The organism is Streptomyces sp. NPDC090108 (genome assembly GCF_044747185.1).
Taxonomy (GTDB): Bacteria; Actinomycetota; Actinomycetes; order Streptomycetales; family Streptomycetaceae; genus Streptomyces.
On the sequence record NZ_JBIVDQ010000001.1, the window covers coordinates 822,418 to 835,462 of the forward strand.

Genomic DNA, 13,045 nt, shown 5'->3' on the forward strand with positions numbered 1-13,045 from the left:
AGACCGGCCCACGGAAGGGCCGGCGACCACGGAGGAGCGACCATGACCGCCCTTGTCCGCCCCACCCACGGCCGCATGATCGGCGGAGTGTGCGCCGGTCTGGCCCGGCGCTTCGGCGTCTCCGCCACGCTGGTGCGGGTGATGTTCGTGCTCTCCTGCCTGCTGCCCGGCCCGCAGTTCCTGCTCTACCTCGCGCTGTGGATCCTGCTGCCGTCCGAGGACAAGGCGCGCGTCGCCGCCCGGTGAGCGCGCCGGACCCTCACGGGGGCCGGACCCCCGCCGGGGCCCGTGCCCGGTCGCGCCGAAGCCGCCGGGGTGCGCCCGGGCGATCCCGGGGCACCCGGCGGCGTCGGCCGGCGCGGCTTCGTCAGCCGAGCGGGATCCCGTTCACCGGCACGCCGTGCGTGGGCAGGCCCTTCAGCGGCAGTCCGCCGAGCAGCCCGGCGACCGGCGCGGTCGGACCCTGGGCCAGCACCTTCTGGACGGCGGGCTGCGCGGCGGCCACCCCGGCGCCGACGGCACCCTGTCCCTGGGTGACGGCCTCACCGGCGCCCGGCAGCGCCCGGGACACGGAGTCCAGGGCACCCGAGGCGTCCGGGACGGCCGGGGCCGCGTGGGCCGCGCCCGCGCCGACGGCGGCGAAAGCGGCACCGAGCGCGGCGACACCGAGGGTCTTGGCAGCAGACTGCTTCATAGGAAGGTCCTTGGAGACGGAGACAGTGATCACAATGGATCGGAGCGGTCCACGACCGTAAACATGCCGCACCGCCCGCCGCAAACACCGAAATGCGGACGACGCGTGAAAGCCTGTCCGCATTCCGCACCCCGAACACACCGTCCCCGGCGCCCGGTTCCGGAAGAACCGCTGGTGGAGACGGCCTTCCGGAACAGCCATTCGGTTTTCGGCCCGAACGGCCGGCGCTCGGTCGCGTCATTGATTCCCGCGCGCCGTTCATCGAAAGGAATGAACGCTGATCTCATCGCATTGACGGAGAACAGCGAAAGCCGTCGAGCGTACGGCCGGATTCCTCGACAGGACGCCGAATCGGATGCCCGATCTCCCGGCCCGCGCGGCACGTCCGGCACCGGGCGGCGGCCGTACGCCGCGACCGGCACGGACGCGCCGTCCGCCGATACGCAACGGTGACCGCCTGCACGGGTTTCGATCACCGTCCCTTCTGACACTGTTCTGTCATGGGACAGCAAGCGACACCGGTCCGAACGGCCGGGCTGGGCAAGGCGGTCGGCCCCGGGCCGGCGGCGGTGAGCGGGGCGGTGCTGCTGCTCCCCGGCGGCGAGGAGACGTCCGCCCGCAGACCCTCCACGCTGTGGACACCGCCCTTCGTGCGCACCCTCGGCCGCAGGTTCGCCCGCGCGGGCCGCGCGGAGGGGCTGGCCGTCCACACGGTCCGGTACCGCTACCGGGGCTGGAACGGCACCGAGGCACACCTGGCGGGAGACGCGACCTGGGCCGCCGACGAGGTCGTACGCCGCTACGGCGATGTTCCGGTGTGCCTGGTGGGGCTGGACATGGGCGGCCGGGCCGCGCTGCGGGCCGGGGGCCACGAGGCGGTCAACTCCGTGGTGGCGCTGGCCCCCTGGCTGCCCGAGGAGGATGTCGCGGCGACCGCCGAGCCGGTCAGGCAACTGGTCGGGCGCCGTGTGCTGATCGCCCACGGCACGAACGACGAGCGGACCGACCCCGAGCTGTCCTTCCGGCTGGCCGCCCGCGCGAAGAAGGTGAACCGCGAGGTGTGCCGCTTCGAAGTCCACTCCGACGGCCACGGGTTGCACCAGCACCGGGACGAAGTCGTCAGCCTCGCGGTGGACTTCGTGATGGGCGCGCTGTTCGGGCACCACGTGTCCCGCCCGGTGGGCGACGCGCTGGCCGCGCCGCCGCCGATCGGCCTGCGGATGCCGCTGGCCTCGGGCTTCGGGAAGTCACTGCGGCACTGACCCACGGCGGCGGAGCGCCGCGCGTCAGGGCAGCAGGTTCCCCCGCCGGGAGAGCAGGAACTTCTTGAAGGCCGCCACCGGCGGGGTGTCCGGGCGGTCGGCCAGCCAGGCCACGCCGATCTCGCGGACCGCCCTCGGGGCCGTGACCGTCAGCTCCACCACCCCCGGGCGCGGCACGGTCGGCGGCGGCAGCAGGGCGACCCCCAGACCCGCGGCCACCAGACCGCGCAGGGTCTCCGTCTCCTCGCCCTCGAAGGCGACCCGGGGACGGAAGCCCGCCTGGCTGCACAGGTCGTCGGTGATGCGGCGCAGGCCGTAGCCCGGCTCCAGGGTGACGAAGGCCTCGTCGGCCGCCTCGGCGAGGCGGATGCGGCGGCGGCCGGCCAGCCCGTGGTCGGCCGGGACGACGAGACGGAGTTTCTGCTCGTCGAGGCGCCGGGCCACCAGGTCGGGGGCGTCGGGCACCGGCGAGGTCAGACAGAGATCGAGCTCGCCCGCCCGCAGGCGCTCCAGCATCGCCTCGCCGTAGTTCTGCACGAGGCTGAAGCGGACGCGCGGATGGTCGGCGCGGAAGGCGTGCAGCAGTCCGGGCACGGTCTCCGGGCCCATGGTGTGCAGGAAGCCGAAGGCGACCTTGCCGGTGGCCGGGTCGGCGTCGGCGCGCACCTCCTCGGCGGCCCGCTCGATCTCGGCGAGGGCGCGCTCGACCGAGGCGAGGAAGGTGCGGCCGGCGGTGGTGAGGGAGACCGTGCGGCCGTGCCGGGCGAAGAGGTCGACGCCGAGGTCCTGCTCGAGGCGGGCCATGGCGCGCGAGAGGGTCGACTGGGGGACGTTCATCGCGTGCGCGGCCCGGGTGACATGCTCCGTGCGGGCCACTCCCGCGAAGTAGGCGAGCCGCGGGGCGAGAGCCAGCGCCATGTCTTCTGTGTCACCGGACGGTGACAGCCGCGCCTGTGACCTCTGCTGATGCACCATGGGAACGATTATGGACGTTCCATGCATTGGACGGATCAGCGCGGGCGTACGTAGCGTCGAAGCATGTCTCCCGCCAGTACCGGGGCGTCCATGCAGGTGGGCGCCGTCCTGTCCGTCCCCTCGCACGGCTCCCGGGTCTCCCGCGTCTCCCGTGGCACCGCCCCCCTCGCCGCGCCCGTCTCCCCCGCGTCCCCTCCGTCGCCCCCCGCTCCCGCCGCCGAGGACTCCCGGATGGCCCCGGGCACCCCCGGCTACGGCCGGATGCGGCTCGCGCTCTTCCTCGCCGGTGTCGCGACCTTCGCGCTCCTGTACTCCACCCAGGCCCTGCTGCCGCTGATCTCCGGCGAGTTCGGGGTCGCGGCGAGCGAGGCGAGCTGGACGGTGGCGGCCGCGACCGGCGGTCTGGCGCTGTTCGTGCTGCCGATGAGCGCCCTGTCCGAGCGCTTCGGGCGCCGTACGGTGATGACGGCCTCGCTGGCGGTCGCGGTCGGCGTCGGTCTGCTGGTGCCGTTCGCGCCGTCGATCGGCGCCCTGGTCGTGCTGCGGGCGGTGCAGGGCGCGGCCCTGGCCGGCCTGCCGGCGTCGGCGACGGCCTATCTGGCGGAGGAGGTCCGCCCGAAGGCCCTGATCACGGCGATCGGCCTGTTCGTCGCGGGCAACAGCGTCGGCGGGATGAGCGGCCGGGTCATCACCGGCTGGGTCGCGCAGGAGTGGGGCTGGCGGGTCGCGGTCGGTGTCGTCGGTGTGATCGCGGTGGCCTGCGCGGTGGCGTTCCGGGTGCTGCTGCCGGCGCCGAGGCACTTCACGCCGGGCTCGCTGCGCCCCCGCGTCCTGGCCCGCACGGTCCGCGACCACCTCGCCGACCCGCTGCTGCGCCGCCTGTACGCGATCGGCGCGCTGTTCATGACGGTGTTCGGCGGCGTGTACACGGTCATCGGCTACCGCCTGACCGAGGCGCCGTTCTCCCTCCCCCAGGGCATCGTCGGCTCGATCTTCCTGGTGTACCTGGTCGGCACGGTGTCCGCGTCCACGGCCGGCCGGCTGGTGGGCCGCCTCGGCCGCCGGGGCGCGCTGTACCTGGCCGGCGGCACGACGGCGGCCGGCCTGCTGATCTCGCTGGCCGACTCCGTCCCGCTGGTGCTGCTGGGGCTGGTGCTGATCACGGCCGGCTTCTTCGCGGGCCACGCGGTCGCCTCCTCGGCGGTCAGCAGGACGGCCGTCCACGGCCGCGCCCAGGCGGGGGCCCTCTACCAGTCCGCGTACTACATCGGCTCCAGCGTCGGCAGCACGGTCGGCGCGATGGCCTTCCACGCGGACGGCTGGAGCGGCACGGTCGGCATCGGCGTCCTCGCGGTCCTCGGCGTCGTCACCATCACGGTGGCCGGCTCCCGCGCGGCCCGCACCGCGGCCCGCCGCGCGCCGGTGCCCGCTCACTGACCCCGCCGCCCCGCACACCGCGAACCCCCTGGACGCCGGCCCGGCGTCCAGGGGGTTCGCCGTCGTGGGATGCCGGATCGCGCGCGGGAACGGCGGTGAGCGCGCCCGGCTTTCGCGACTCCGGGGGCCACCGGGCGCGTGCTGCGGTAGCTTCCGGGGTGCTGGGGCGCGACGACGCGCGTACGGGACGGCCACAGGGGTGGGTGGACGATGGGCGACGGCACGGCGACGGCCGATCTGGACGTCGAACTGGAGAAGTACCGGACCGAGCTGACCGGGTACTGCTACCGCATGCTCGGCTCCTCGTTCGAGGCCGAGGACGCGGTGCAGGACACCCTGGTGCGGGCGTGGCGCAACCACGCGAAGTTCGAGGGCCGCTCCAGCCTGCGCTCGTGGCTGTACCGGATCGCGACGAACGTCTGCCTGGACATGCTGGCGGCGGGCAGCAAGCGGGCCCGGCCGGTGGATCTGTCGGAGTCCACGCCGCTCGCGCAGTACGCGCTCTCCCCGCGCCCGGAGAACACGTGGCTGGAGCCGGTGCCGGACTCCCGGGTGCTGCCGGCGCTCGGCGACCCGGCGGAGGCCGCGGTGGCCAAGGAGTCGGTGCGGCTCGCGTTCATGGCCGCCCTGCAGCAGCTGCCGCCCAAGCAGCGGGCGGTGCTGATCCTGCGCGAGGTGCTGGCCTGGAAGGCGAGCGAGGTCGCCGAGCTGCTGGACACCTCGGTCGCCTCGGTGAACAGCGCGCTGCAGCGGGCCCGGGCGACGCTCGCCGAGCGCGACGACAAGGGCGCGCGGGCCGCGGTGTCCGACCCGCTGGACGAGGAGCAGCAGAAGCTGCTGGAGCGCTATGTGGCGGCGTTCGAGGGGTACGACATGGCGGCGCTGACGGCGCTGCTGCACGAGGACGCCGTCATGACGATGCCGCCGTTCGAGATGTGGCTGACCGGCGCCTCCGACATCACGGGCTTCATGACGTCGATCGGCCACGAGTGCGCGGGTTCGCGCCTGCTGCCGGTCGAGGTGAACGGGCTGCCGGGCTTCGCCCACTACAAGCCGGACCCGGAGAAGGGCGGTCTCGCGCCCTGGTCGATCCAGGTCCTGGAGATCTCAGACGGCCGGCTGACCGGGTTCCACTTCTTCCTCGACACCCCGCGTCTGTTCCCGCTGTTCGGGCTGCCCCTCCATCTGGAAGCGGAGGCCGGCGAGGTCGAGCAGGGCGCGTAGTCCGGGGCCGTGCCCGCGCAGCCGGATCCGGCCGCCGGCCCGGCGGGCGGTGAGCTCCAGCCGCGCGAGCAGTTCGACGGTCCCGAGGCCCGGCGGGCCGAGACCGCCGACGTCGCACACCACGGTCCCGGCGCCGCCGGACTCCAGCAGGGCCCGCACCTCGTCGCACAGCCCCGTCACCTCGTCCCGGGTGACGGGGCCGGCGGGTCTGAGCACGGCGGGTGTGTCGGCGTCCACGTGCGGTAGACGGCCGGGACGCGCGGAACTCATCGCGGCGCGCCGCCCCGGCACGGATCCGCCGGAAGACGCGGGCGGAACACGAGGACCGCCGCGGTGCGCGGAAGCCTGCGGGGCACGGAACCGCGGAGATCGCTCTTGACCCGCTCCCCCGTTCCCGGCGAGGGTGGGGCCCTGTGCGGGGGGTGCTGAGCGGGTTCGCGGTGATCGCGGTCGTCATCGGGGTGGGGTATCTGCTCGGGCGGCGCGGTTCGCTCGGCGAGCAGGGCGCCGAGGTGCTGACGCGGCTCGCGTTCTCGGTGGCGGGTCCGGCGCTGCTCTTCACGATGCTGGCGAAGGCGGACCTGTCGGTGCTGTTCTCCGCCCGGCTGCTGGTGACGGCGCTGAGCACGGCGACGGTCGCGGGGCTGTTCGTCCTGGTCAGCGTGGTGCGGCGATGGGACACCGGCCGTACGACGATCGGCGCGTTGTGCTCCGGTTACGTGAACTCGGGCAACCTCGGGATCCCGATCGCGGCGTACGTCCTGGGCGACGCCTCCCTGGTGGCCCCGGTGCTGCTGTTCCAGGTCGTGCTGGTCACCCCGGTCGCCCTGACGGTGCTGGACCTGTCGGGCGGCGGCGCGGAGGGAAGCCCGCTGCGGCGCCTGCTGACCCCGCTGCGCAATCCGATCGCGGTGGCCTCGCTGTGCGGGGTGGTGGTGTCGGCGGCAGGCTGGCGGCTCCCGGGCCCGCTGCTGAACCCCCTGACCCTGATCGGCGACATGTCCGTCCCGGCGGCGCTGCTCACCTTCGGCATGTCCCTGCGCGGCAGCAAGGCCCCCGGCCGGGGGCGCGACCGGGAACCGGTCCTGCTGTCGGTGGCGCTGAAGTCGGTGGGCCAGCCGCTGGTGGCCTGGCTGCTGGCCGGGGGCGTCTTCGGCCTGCACGGCGCCCCGCTGCTCGACGTGGTGGTCACCTCCGCCCTCCCCGCCGCGCAGAACCTCTTCACCTACGCCAGCCGCTACCAGGTCGCCGAGACCCTCGCCCGCGAGTCCATCCTGCTGTCGACGGTGGTGTCCGTACCGGTGCTGGTGGGGGTGGCGGCGGTGCTGGGGTGAGCCGGCGCCGCGTACCCGGCGGGCTCGCTGATCCGGTCGCGGCGGGCGTGGGACCTGGAGGTCACCCCGGCCACGGGTCCGATGCCGAAGGGGACCGGTGGAGGTCCACCGGTCCCCTTGATCCGGCAGGGTGTTCCCCTGATCAGGCGATGCGCTCCAGGACCACCGGGGAGGCGGTGAAGTCCGTGCCCGGGGCGGCGATGTCGTAGGAGCCCTCGACGGCCTCCAGGGCGTAGCCGAAGCGCTCCGGGGTGTCCGTGTGCAGGGTCAGCAGCGGCTGGCCCTCGGTCACGGTGTCGCCCGGCTTGGCGTGCATCTCGACGCCCGCGGCGGCCTGCACCGGGTCCTCCTTGCGGGCGCGGCCGGCGCCCAGGCGCCAGGCGGCGATGCCGATGTCGTAGGCGTCGAGGCGGGTCAGCACACCGGTGGACGTGGCCTTGACGACGTGCTGCTCCTTGGAGGTGGGCAGCGCGGCGTCCGGGTCACCGCCCTGGGCGGCGATCATGCGGCGCCAGACGTCCATCGCCGAGCCGTCGGCGAGGGCCTTGGCCGGGTCGGCGTCCTTGATGCCGGCCGCGTCGAGCATCTCGCGGGCCAGGGCGATGGTCAGTTCGACGACGTCGGCGGGGCCGCCGCCGGCCAGGACCTCGACCGACTCGCGGACCTCGAGGGCGTTGCCCGCGGTGAGGCCGAGCGGGGTCGACATGTCCGTGAGCAGCGCGACGGTCTTCACGCCGTGGTCGGTGCCGAGGCCGACCATGGTGGAGGCCAGCTCGCGGGCGTCCTCGATGGTCTTCATGAAGGCGCCGGAGCCGACCTTCACGTCCAGGACGAGGGAACCGGTGCCCTCGGCGATCTTCTTCGACATGATCGAGGACGCGATCAGCGGGATCGCCTCGACCGTGCCGGTGACGTCGCGCAGGGCGTACAGCTTCTTGTCGGCGGGGGCGAGACCGTCACCGGCCGCGCAGATCACGGCGCCGGTGCCGTCCAGCACGGACAGCATCTCCTCGTTGGAGAGCAGCGCACGCCAGCCGGGGATCGACTCCAGCTTGTCCAGGGTGCCGCCGGTGTGGCCGAGGCCCCGGCCGGACAGCTGCGGGACGGCCGCGCCGCAGGCCGCGACGAGCGGGGCGAGCGGGAGGGTGATCTTGTCGCCGACGCCGCCGGTGGAGTGCTTGTCGGCGGTCGGGCGGGACAGCGAGGAGAACTCCATGCGCTCGCCGGAGGCGATCATGGCGGCCGTCCAGCGGGCGATCTCGCGGCGGTCCATGCCGTTGAGCAGGATCGCCATGTTGAGGGCGGCCATCTGGTAGTCGGCGACCTCGCCGCGGGTGTACGCGTCGATGACCCAGTCGATCTGCTCGTCGCTCAGCTGACCGCGGTCCCGCTTGGTGCGGATGACGGAGATGGCGTCCATGGCCATGACTTTCCTTCCGGAGGTGCGAAGCCGTACGGCCCCCCTGCACAGGTCAGGGGGGCCGTACGGGAGTTACTTGGTGAGGTGCTCGGGCCCGAAGGCCTGGGGGAGCATCTCGGAGAGCGCCAGGACGCCCTCGGGGGTTTCCAGCAGCAGGGCGGGCCCGCCGAACTCGTACAGCAGCTGGCGGCAGCGGCCGCACGGCACCAGGATCTCACCCCGGCCGTCGACGCAGGTGAAGTGCGTCAGCCGGCCGCCCCCGGTGGCCCGCAGCTGCGAGACCAGACCGCACTCGGCGCACAGGCCGAGGCCGTAGGAGGCGTTCTCGACGTTGCAGCCGGACACGGTCCGGCCGTCGTCGACGAGCGCCGCGGCGCCCACCGGGTAGCCGGAGTAGGGGGCGTACGCGAGGGACATGGCGTCCCGCGCCGCCTTCCTCAGGGCGTCCCAGTCGACGGCCGCGCAGCCCGCGCCGGAGGCGGTCACTTGCCCTGTCCCTTCCGGTACGGCAGACCGTCCGCCTTGGGCATCCGCAGGCGCTGCGCGGAGAGCGACAGCACGAGCAGCGTCACGATGTACGGGGTGGCGCTCACGAGCTGCTGCGGGACGTCGTCGGTGGCCACGTACCAGACGAACATGAGGGCCGCGACCGCGGCGGTGACCACCGCGGACACCAGGCGCTTCTTCCACGCCAGGTAGGCGACGCCGAACACCAGCAGGATCGCGAGCAGCAGGATCAGCGCGTGGACGTTGGTGCCGCCGCCGCGCAGGTTGAGGCTGTCGGTGTAACCGAACAGGCCGGCGCCGAGGGCGAGGCCGCCCGGCATCCAGTTGCCGAAGATCATCGCGGCGAGACCGATGTAGCCGCGGCCGGCCGTCTGGCCGTCGAGGTACACGTTGGAGGCGACGATCGACAGGAAGGCGCCGCCGAGGCCGGCGAAGCCGCCCGAGATGAGCACGGCGAGGTACTTGTACTTGTACACGTTGACGCCGAGGGACTCGGCGGCCACCGGGTTCTCGCCGCAGGAGCGCAGCCGCAGGCCGAAGGACGTGCGCCACAGCACCCACCAGCTGGCGGGGACCAGGGCCACCGCGACCAGGGTCAGCGGGGACAGGTCGGTGACCAGGCCGCCGAGCAGGCCGGCGATGTCCGAGACCAGGAACCAGTGCTTGCCGTTGAGCGTGTCCAGCCAGTGCGACAGGCCCGGGATGTCGAAGGTGCCGAGCGAGTCGATCGGCGGGGACTGCTTGGAGGAGCCGCCCGGGGCGTCGGCGAAGGTGAACTTCGACAGGTAGCGGGTGGTGCCCAGCGCGAGGATGTTGAGGGCCACACCGGAGACGATGTGGTTGACGTTGAAGGTCACGGTGGCGACGGCGTGCAGGAGGGCGCCGAGGACGCCGCCGAGGATGCCGAAGGCGACACCGGCCCACGGGCCCCACTGGTAGCCCGCCCAGGCGCCGAACCAGGTGCCGAGGATCATCATGCCCTCGAGGCCGATGTTGACGACACCGGCCCGCTCGGCCCACAGGCCGCCGAGGCCCGCGAGTCCGATCGGCACGGCCAGCCTGAGCGCGGTGGACATCTGGCCGGTCGAGGTGATGCCGTCCGCTCCGCTGATCAGGCGGACGGCCGAGGCGAGGATCAGCACGCCCGCGACGATCAGCAGGAGTACCGGGAGGGTGAGACGGCGGCCGCCCTTGGCGGGCGCCGGCGTCTGCGGCTTCGCGACGGTCGCGGTGGTCATGCCGCCGCCACCTCCTTCTTCGTGGCGTTCTTGGCGGCCTCGGCGGCGAGCTCCGCGCCGACCCGCTTCTGCTGGCGGCGCAGGCCCCACTGGCGGACGGCCGCGTACGAGACGACGACCGCGAAGACGATCAGGCCCTGCATGATGGTGGCGATCTCCTTGTCGTACGCCACCGGGGTCGCGTAGTCGAGGGCCGGAGAAGCCTTGTCGAGGAAGGCCCACAGCAGCGCGGCGACGGCGATGCCGCCGGGGTTGTTGCGGCCGAGCAGGGCGATGCCGATGGCGGTGTAGCCGAGGCCCGCCGGGAAGCTCAGGCTGTAGGTGTGCGCGTCGCCCAGCAGGAGCGGCAGTCCGGAGACGCCGGCGATGGCACCGGAGATGAGCATCGCGGTGAGCACCATGCGCTTGGCGTCGACGCCGGAGGCCGCGGCGGCCGACTCCGACTCACCGGTGGCGCGCAGGTCGAAGCCGAAGCGGGTGCGGTTGAGGACGACCCAGTAGCCGACGCCCATGAGGACGGCGAGGAAGACGAGGCCGTAGATCTCGCCGACCTCGGGGCCCAGGTCGATGCCGGGGATCCAGCCGGACTTCTTCATGATGCCGGTGGTGCTGTTGTTGCCGACCTGCACGCCCCACACGTTGGAGGCGGTCAGGTAGCCGATGAGGCTGGCGGCGATCGCGTTCAGCATGATCGTGGCGACGACCTCGCTGACCCCGCGGGTGATCTTCAGGACGCCCGCGATACCGGACCAGAGGGCACCGGTGAGCGCGCCGACGACGAGCAGCACCGGGATCTGCAGCACGGCGGGCAGCGCCAGGTGCGCGCCGACCACGGCGACCATCACCGCGCCGAGGCGGTACTGGCCGTCGACGCCGATGTTGAACAGGTTCATCCGGAAGCCGATGGCGACGGCGATCGCGGCCAGGTAGTACATCGACGCCTGGTTGACGATCAGCACCTGGACGTCGGAGAACGAGGCCTGCTGCAGCATCAGCTGGTAGGGCTCGAACGGGTTCTTGCCCGAGGCGAGCAGCACGACCGAGGTCAGCGCGATCGCCGCGACGAGAGCGATGACCGGGCCGGCCACCGCGAGGAGCAGCCGCTCCTTGTCGAACTTCTTCATCGGGCCTCGTCCTCCGGGGCGGCGGGCGCCGCGCTCTCTTCTGTGTGCTCCAGGTGACCGGACGCGGCACCGGTCATGGCCGACCCGAGCTCCTCCGGAGTGATGGTGGCGGGGTCGGCGTCGGCGACCAGCCTGCCGTCGTAGATCACCCGCAGGGTGTCCGACAGGCCGATCAGCTCGTCGAGGTCCGCGGAGATCAGCAGCACGGCCAGGCCCTCGCGACGGGCCTCGCGGATGCGGTCCCAGATCTGCGCCTGCGCGCCGACGTCCACACCGCGGGTGGGGTGGGCGGCGATCAGGAACTTGGGACCGTGGCTCATCTCGCGGCCGAAGATCAGCTTCTGCTGGTTGCCTCCGGAGAGGGAGGCCGCCGTGACGTCGATGCCGGGGGTGCGCACGTCGTACTCGGCGACGATCCGTCGGGTGTCCTCCTGGGCGCCCTTCGGGTTCAGCCAGAAGCCCTTGGCGTTGGGCTGCTCGGTGACGTGGCCGAGGATGCGGTTCTCCCAGAGCGGGGCCTCCAGGAGCAGGCCCTGGCGGTGGCGGTCCTCGGGGATGTAGCCGACGCCCCGCTCGCGGCGCTTGCGGGTGGGCCACGGGGTGATGTCGTCGCCCAGGAAGCGGATGGCGCCGGAGTCGGCGTGCTTGAGGCCGATCAGCGCGTCGATCAGCTCGGTCTGGCCGTTGCCCTCGACCCCGGCGATGCCCATGACCTCGCCGGCGTGGATGGTGAAGGTGACGTCGTCGAGCGCGCGCTTGGCGTCGGCGCCCGCGTCGCCCTTGGCACCGCCGGCGTACACGGTCAGGCCGTCGACCTCGATCACGGCCCGGTCCGTCACGGTGGACTCGGCGGTCTCCGGGGTGGGCAGCTCGCTGCCGACCATCATCTCGGCGAGCTGACGCGGGGTGGTCTCGGCGGGGACGGCGGTGCCGACCGTCGTGCCGCGCCGGATGACGGTGATGTCGTCGGCGACCGAGAGGACCTCGCCCAGCTTGTGGGAGATGAAGATGACCGACAGACCCTCGGACTTCAGCTCGCGCAGGTTGTCGAAGAGCGCGTCGACCTCCTGCGGCACGAGCACCGCGGTCGGCTCGTCCAGGATCAGGGTGCGGGCGCCGCGGAAGAGGACCTTGAGGATCTCGACGCGCTGGCGCTCGGCCACGCCGAGGTTCTCGACCAGGTCGTCGGGGCGCACGTTCAGCCCGTACCGGTCGGATATCTCGCGGATCTTCTTGCGGGCGGCGCCGCCGATGCCGTGCAGCTTCTCGCTGCCGAGCACCACGTTCTCCAGGACCGTGAGGTTGTCGGCGAGCATGAAGTGCTGGTGCACCATGCCGATGCCGCGCGCGATGGCGTCACCGGGCGTCGAGAAGGTGACCTGCTCGCCGCTGACGGTGATCGTCCCCTCGTCCGGCTTCTGCATGCCGTAGAGGATCTTCATCAGCGTGGACTTGCCGGCGCCGTTCTCGCCGACGAGGGCGTGCACGGTGCCGGTGCGGACGGTGAGGTGGATGTCGTGGTTGGCGACGACACCGGGGAACCGCTTGGTGATTCCCGCCAGCTCGACCGCGGTCGGGTGTGCGGTGAGCGGAGGGCTACTGGACGCGTCGATGGCGCACTCTCCTCGGAAAAGGGGCCTATCTATGCGCGTAGCGCCCCTGCTTCAAATAATGCCCGGCCGGATCATGATCGATCTGCGCCGGGCGTTGTGTCGCGCGAACGGGGCGCGGGGGTCGATCTTCCCCGCACCCCGTTCCGTGGCCTCTCACGCTGCCATTGCAGCGCTGCCCTTGGCCATGGTTTCGACGTCTGGTTATGACACCTTGACC

At 72.7% G+C, this 13,045-nt stretch carries 14 protein-coding genes; 6 read left to right on the plus strand and 8 right to left on the minus strand.

Going from position 1 to position 13,045, the window contains the following annotated elements:
* The first annotated feature begins 42 nt into the window (after positions 1–42).
* Entirely contained in the window at positions 43–246 is a 204-nt protein-coding gene (locus ACIPRD_RS03595) for a PspC domain-containing protein (protein WP_356400600.1), read from the plus strand.
* Positions 247–367: 121 nt separating this feature from the next.
* On the opposite strand, the gene ACIPRD_RS03600 is transcribed toward ACIPRD_RS03595, so the two are convergent.
* Positions 368–694 carry an ATP-binding protein gene (locus ACIPRD_RS03600; protein ID WP_356400602.1) on the minus strand — a complete coding sequence of 109 codons (327 nt, stop codon included), beginning with the start codon at positions 692–694 and terminating at the stop codon, positions 368–370.
* Positions 695–868: 174 nt separating this feature from the next.
* On the opposite strand from ACIPRD_RS03600, the gene ACIPRD_RS03605 reads away from it, so the two are divergent.
* Positions 869–1,147, plus strand: coding sequence for a hypothetical protein (locus ACIPRD_RS03605; RefSeq protein WP_401559546.1), 279 nt, complete (start codon positions 869–871; stop codon positions 1,145–1,147).
* A gap of 47 nt (positions 1,148–1,194) precedes the next feature.
* A complete protein-coding gene (locus tag ACIPRD_RS03610; RefSeq protein ID WP_356400606.1) occupies positions 1,195–1,956 on the plus strand; it encodes an alpha/beta hydrolase in 762 nt (253 codons plus the stop codon).
* A 24-nt stretch (positions 1,957–1,980) separates the two neighbouring features.
* On the opposite strand, the gene ACIPRD_RS03615 is transcribed toward ACIPRD_RS03610, so the two are convergent.
* Positions 1,981–2,931: a LysR family transcriptional regulator gene (locus ACIPRD_RS03615; protein WP_356400608.1), complete on the minus strand. Its 951-nt coding sequence runs from the start codon at positions 2,929–2,931 to the stop codon at positions 1,981–1,983.
* A gap of 63 nt (positions 2,932–2,994) precedes the next feature.
* Here ACIPRD_RS03615 and ACIPRD_RS03620 point away from each other — a divergent pair, with 63 nt between their 5' ends.
* Positions 2,995–4,368, plus strand: coding sequence for an MFS transporter (locus tag ACIPRD_RS03620; RefSeq protein WP_401559549.1), 1,374 nt, complete (start codon positions 2,995–2,997; stop codon positions 4,366–4,368).
* A 210-nt stretch (positions 4,369–4,578) separates the two neighbouring features.
* Positions 4,579–5,592: a sigma-70 family RNA polymerase sigma factor gene (locus ACIPRD_RS03625; RefSeq protein ID WP_356400612.1), complete on the plus strand. Its 1,014-nt coding sequence runs from the start codon at positions 4,579–4,581 to the stop codon at positions 5,590–5,592.
* Here the strand turns inward: ACIPRD_RS03625 and ACIPRD_RS03630 are convergent.
* Positions 5,476–5,862, minus strand: a complete 387-nt coding sequence (locus ACIPRD_RS03630) for an STAS domain-containing protein (RefSeq protein WP_356400614.1) — start codon at positions 5,860–5,862, stop codon at positions 5,476–5,478. The genes ACIPRD_RS03625 and ACIPRD_RS03630 overlap by 117 nt on opposite strands.
* 143 nt (positions 5,863–6,005) lie before the next feature.
* On the opposite strand from ACIPRD_RS03630, the gene ACIPRD_RS03635 reads away from it, so the two are divergent.
* Positions 6,006–6,926, plus strand: coding sequence for an AEC family transporter (locus ACIPRD_RS03635; RefSeq protein ID WP_401559553.1), 921 nt, complete (start codon positions 6,006–6,008; stop codon positions 6,924–6,926).
* Between the two features lie 142 nt (positions 6,927–7,068).
* Here the strand turns inward: ACIPRD_RS03635 and ACIPRD_RS03640 are convergent, their stop codons facing one another.
* The 5 genes from ACIPRD_RS03640 to ACIPRD_RS03660 all read right to left on the minus strand — a co-directional run bounded on the left by ACIPRD_RS03640 (position 7,069) and on the right by ACIPRD_RS03660 (position 12,828).
* Positions 7,069–8,352: a thymidine phosphorylase gene (locus ACIPRD_RS03640; protein ID WP_356400618.1), complete on the minus strand. Its 1,284-nt coding sequence runs from the start codon at positions 8,350–8,352 to the stop codon at positions 7,069–7,071.
* Between the two features lie 66 nt (positions 8,353–8,418).
* Complete coding sequence (locus ACIPRD_RS03645; protein ID WP_356400620.1) at positions 8,419–8,832, minus strand: cytidine deaminase; 414 nt, start codon at positions 8,830–8,832, stop codon at positions 8,419–8,421.
* The gene (locus ACIPRD_RS03650; protein ID WP_356400622.1) at positions 8,829–10,091 is read right to left on the minus strand and encodes an ABC transporter permease; all 1,263 of its coding nucleotides are present in this window, start codon (positions 10,089–10,091) and stop codon (positions 8,829–8,831) included. The genes ACIPRD_RS03645 and ACIPRD_RS03650 overlap by 4 nt, the downstream gene beginning before the upstream one ends.
* On the minus strand, positions 10,088–11,215 hold the full coding sequence (locus tag ACIPRD_RS03655) for an ABC transporter permease (protein ID WP_356400624.1): 1,128 nt from the start codon (positions 11,213–11,215) through the stop codon (positions 10,088–10,090). The genes ACIPRD_RS03650 and ACIPRD_RS03655 overlap by 4 nt, the downstream gene beginning before the upstream one ends.
* Positions 11,212–12,828 carry an ABC transporter ATP-binding protein gene (locus tag ACIPRD_RS03660; protein WP_401560041.1) on the minus strand — a complete coding sequence of 539 codons (1,617 nt, stop codon included), beginning with the start codon at positions 12,826–12,828 and terminating at the stop codon, positions 11,212–11,214. The genes ACIPRD_RS03655 and ACIPRD_RS03660 overlap by 4 nt, the downstream gene beginning before the upstream one ends.
* Between the last annotated feature and the right edge of the window lie 217 nt (positions 12,829–13,045).

What these genes read in the sequence shown, in the direction of transcription:
- ACIPRD_RS03595 (WP_356400600.1), top strand. Translation starts at nt 43, where the DNA reads ATGACCGCCCTTGTCCGCCCCACCCACGGCCGCATGATCGGCGGAGTG.
- ACIPRD_RS03600 (WP_356400602.1), bottom strand. Translation starts at nt 694, where the DNA reads ATGAAGCAGTCTGCTGCCAAGACCCTCGGTGTCGCCGCGCTCGGTGCC.
- ACIPRD_RS03610 (WP_356400606.1), top strand. Translation starts at nt 1,195, where the DNA reads ATGGGACAGCAAGCGACACCGGTCCGAACGGCCGGGCTGGGCAAGGCG.
- ACIPRD_RS03615 (WP_356400608.1), bottom strand. Translation starts at nt 2,931, where the DNA reads ATGGTGCATCAGCAGAGGTCACAGGCGCGGCTGTCACCGTCCGGTGAC.
- ACIPRD_RS03620 (WP_401559549.1), top strand. Translation starts at nt 2,995, where the DNA reads ATGTCTCCCGCCAGTACCGGGGCGTCCATGCAGGTGGGCGCCGTCCTG.
- ACIPRD_RS03625 (WP_356400612.1), top strand. Translation starts at nt 4,579, where the DNA reads ATGGGCGACGGCACGGCGACGGCCGATCTGGACGTCGAACTGGAGAAG.
- ACIPRD_RS03630 (WP_356400614.1), bottom strand. Translation starts at nt 5,862, where the DNA reads ATGAGTTCCGCGCGTCCCGGCCGTCTACCGCACGTGGACGCCGACACA.
- ACIPRD_RS03640 (WP_356400618.1), bottom strand. Translation starts at nt 8,352, where the DNA reads ATGGCCATGGACGCCATCTCCGTCATCCGCACCAAGCGGGACCGCGGT.
- ACIPRD_RS03650 (WP_356400622.1), bottom strand. Translation starts at nt 10,091, where the DNA reads ATGACCACCGCGACCGTCGCGAAGCCGCAGACGCCGGCGCCCGCCAAG.
- ACIPRD_RS03655 (WP_356400624.1), bottom strand. Translation starts at nt 11,215, where the DNA reads ATGAAGAAGTTCGACAAGGAGCGGCTGCTCCTCGCGGTGGCCGGCCCG.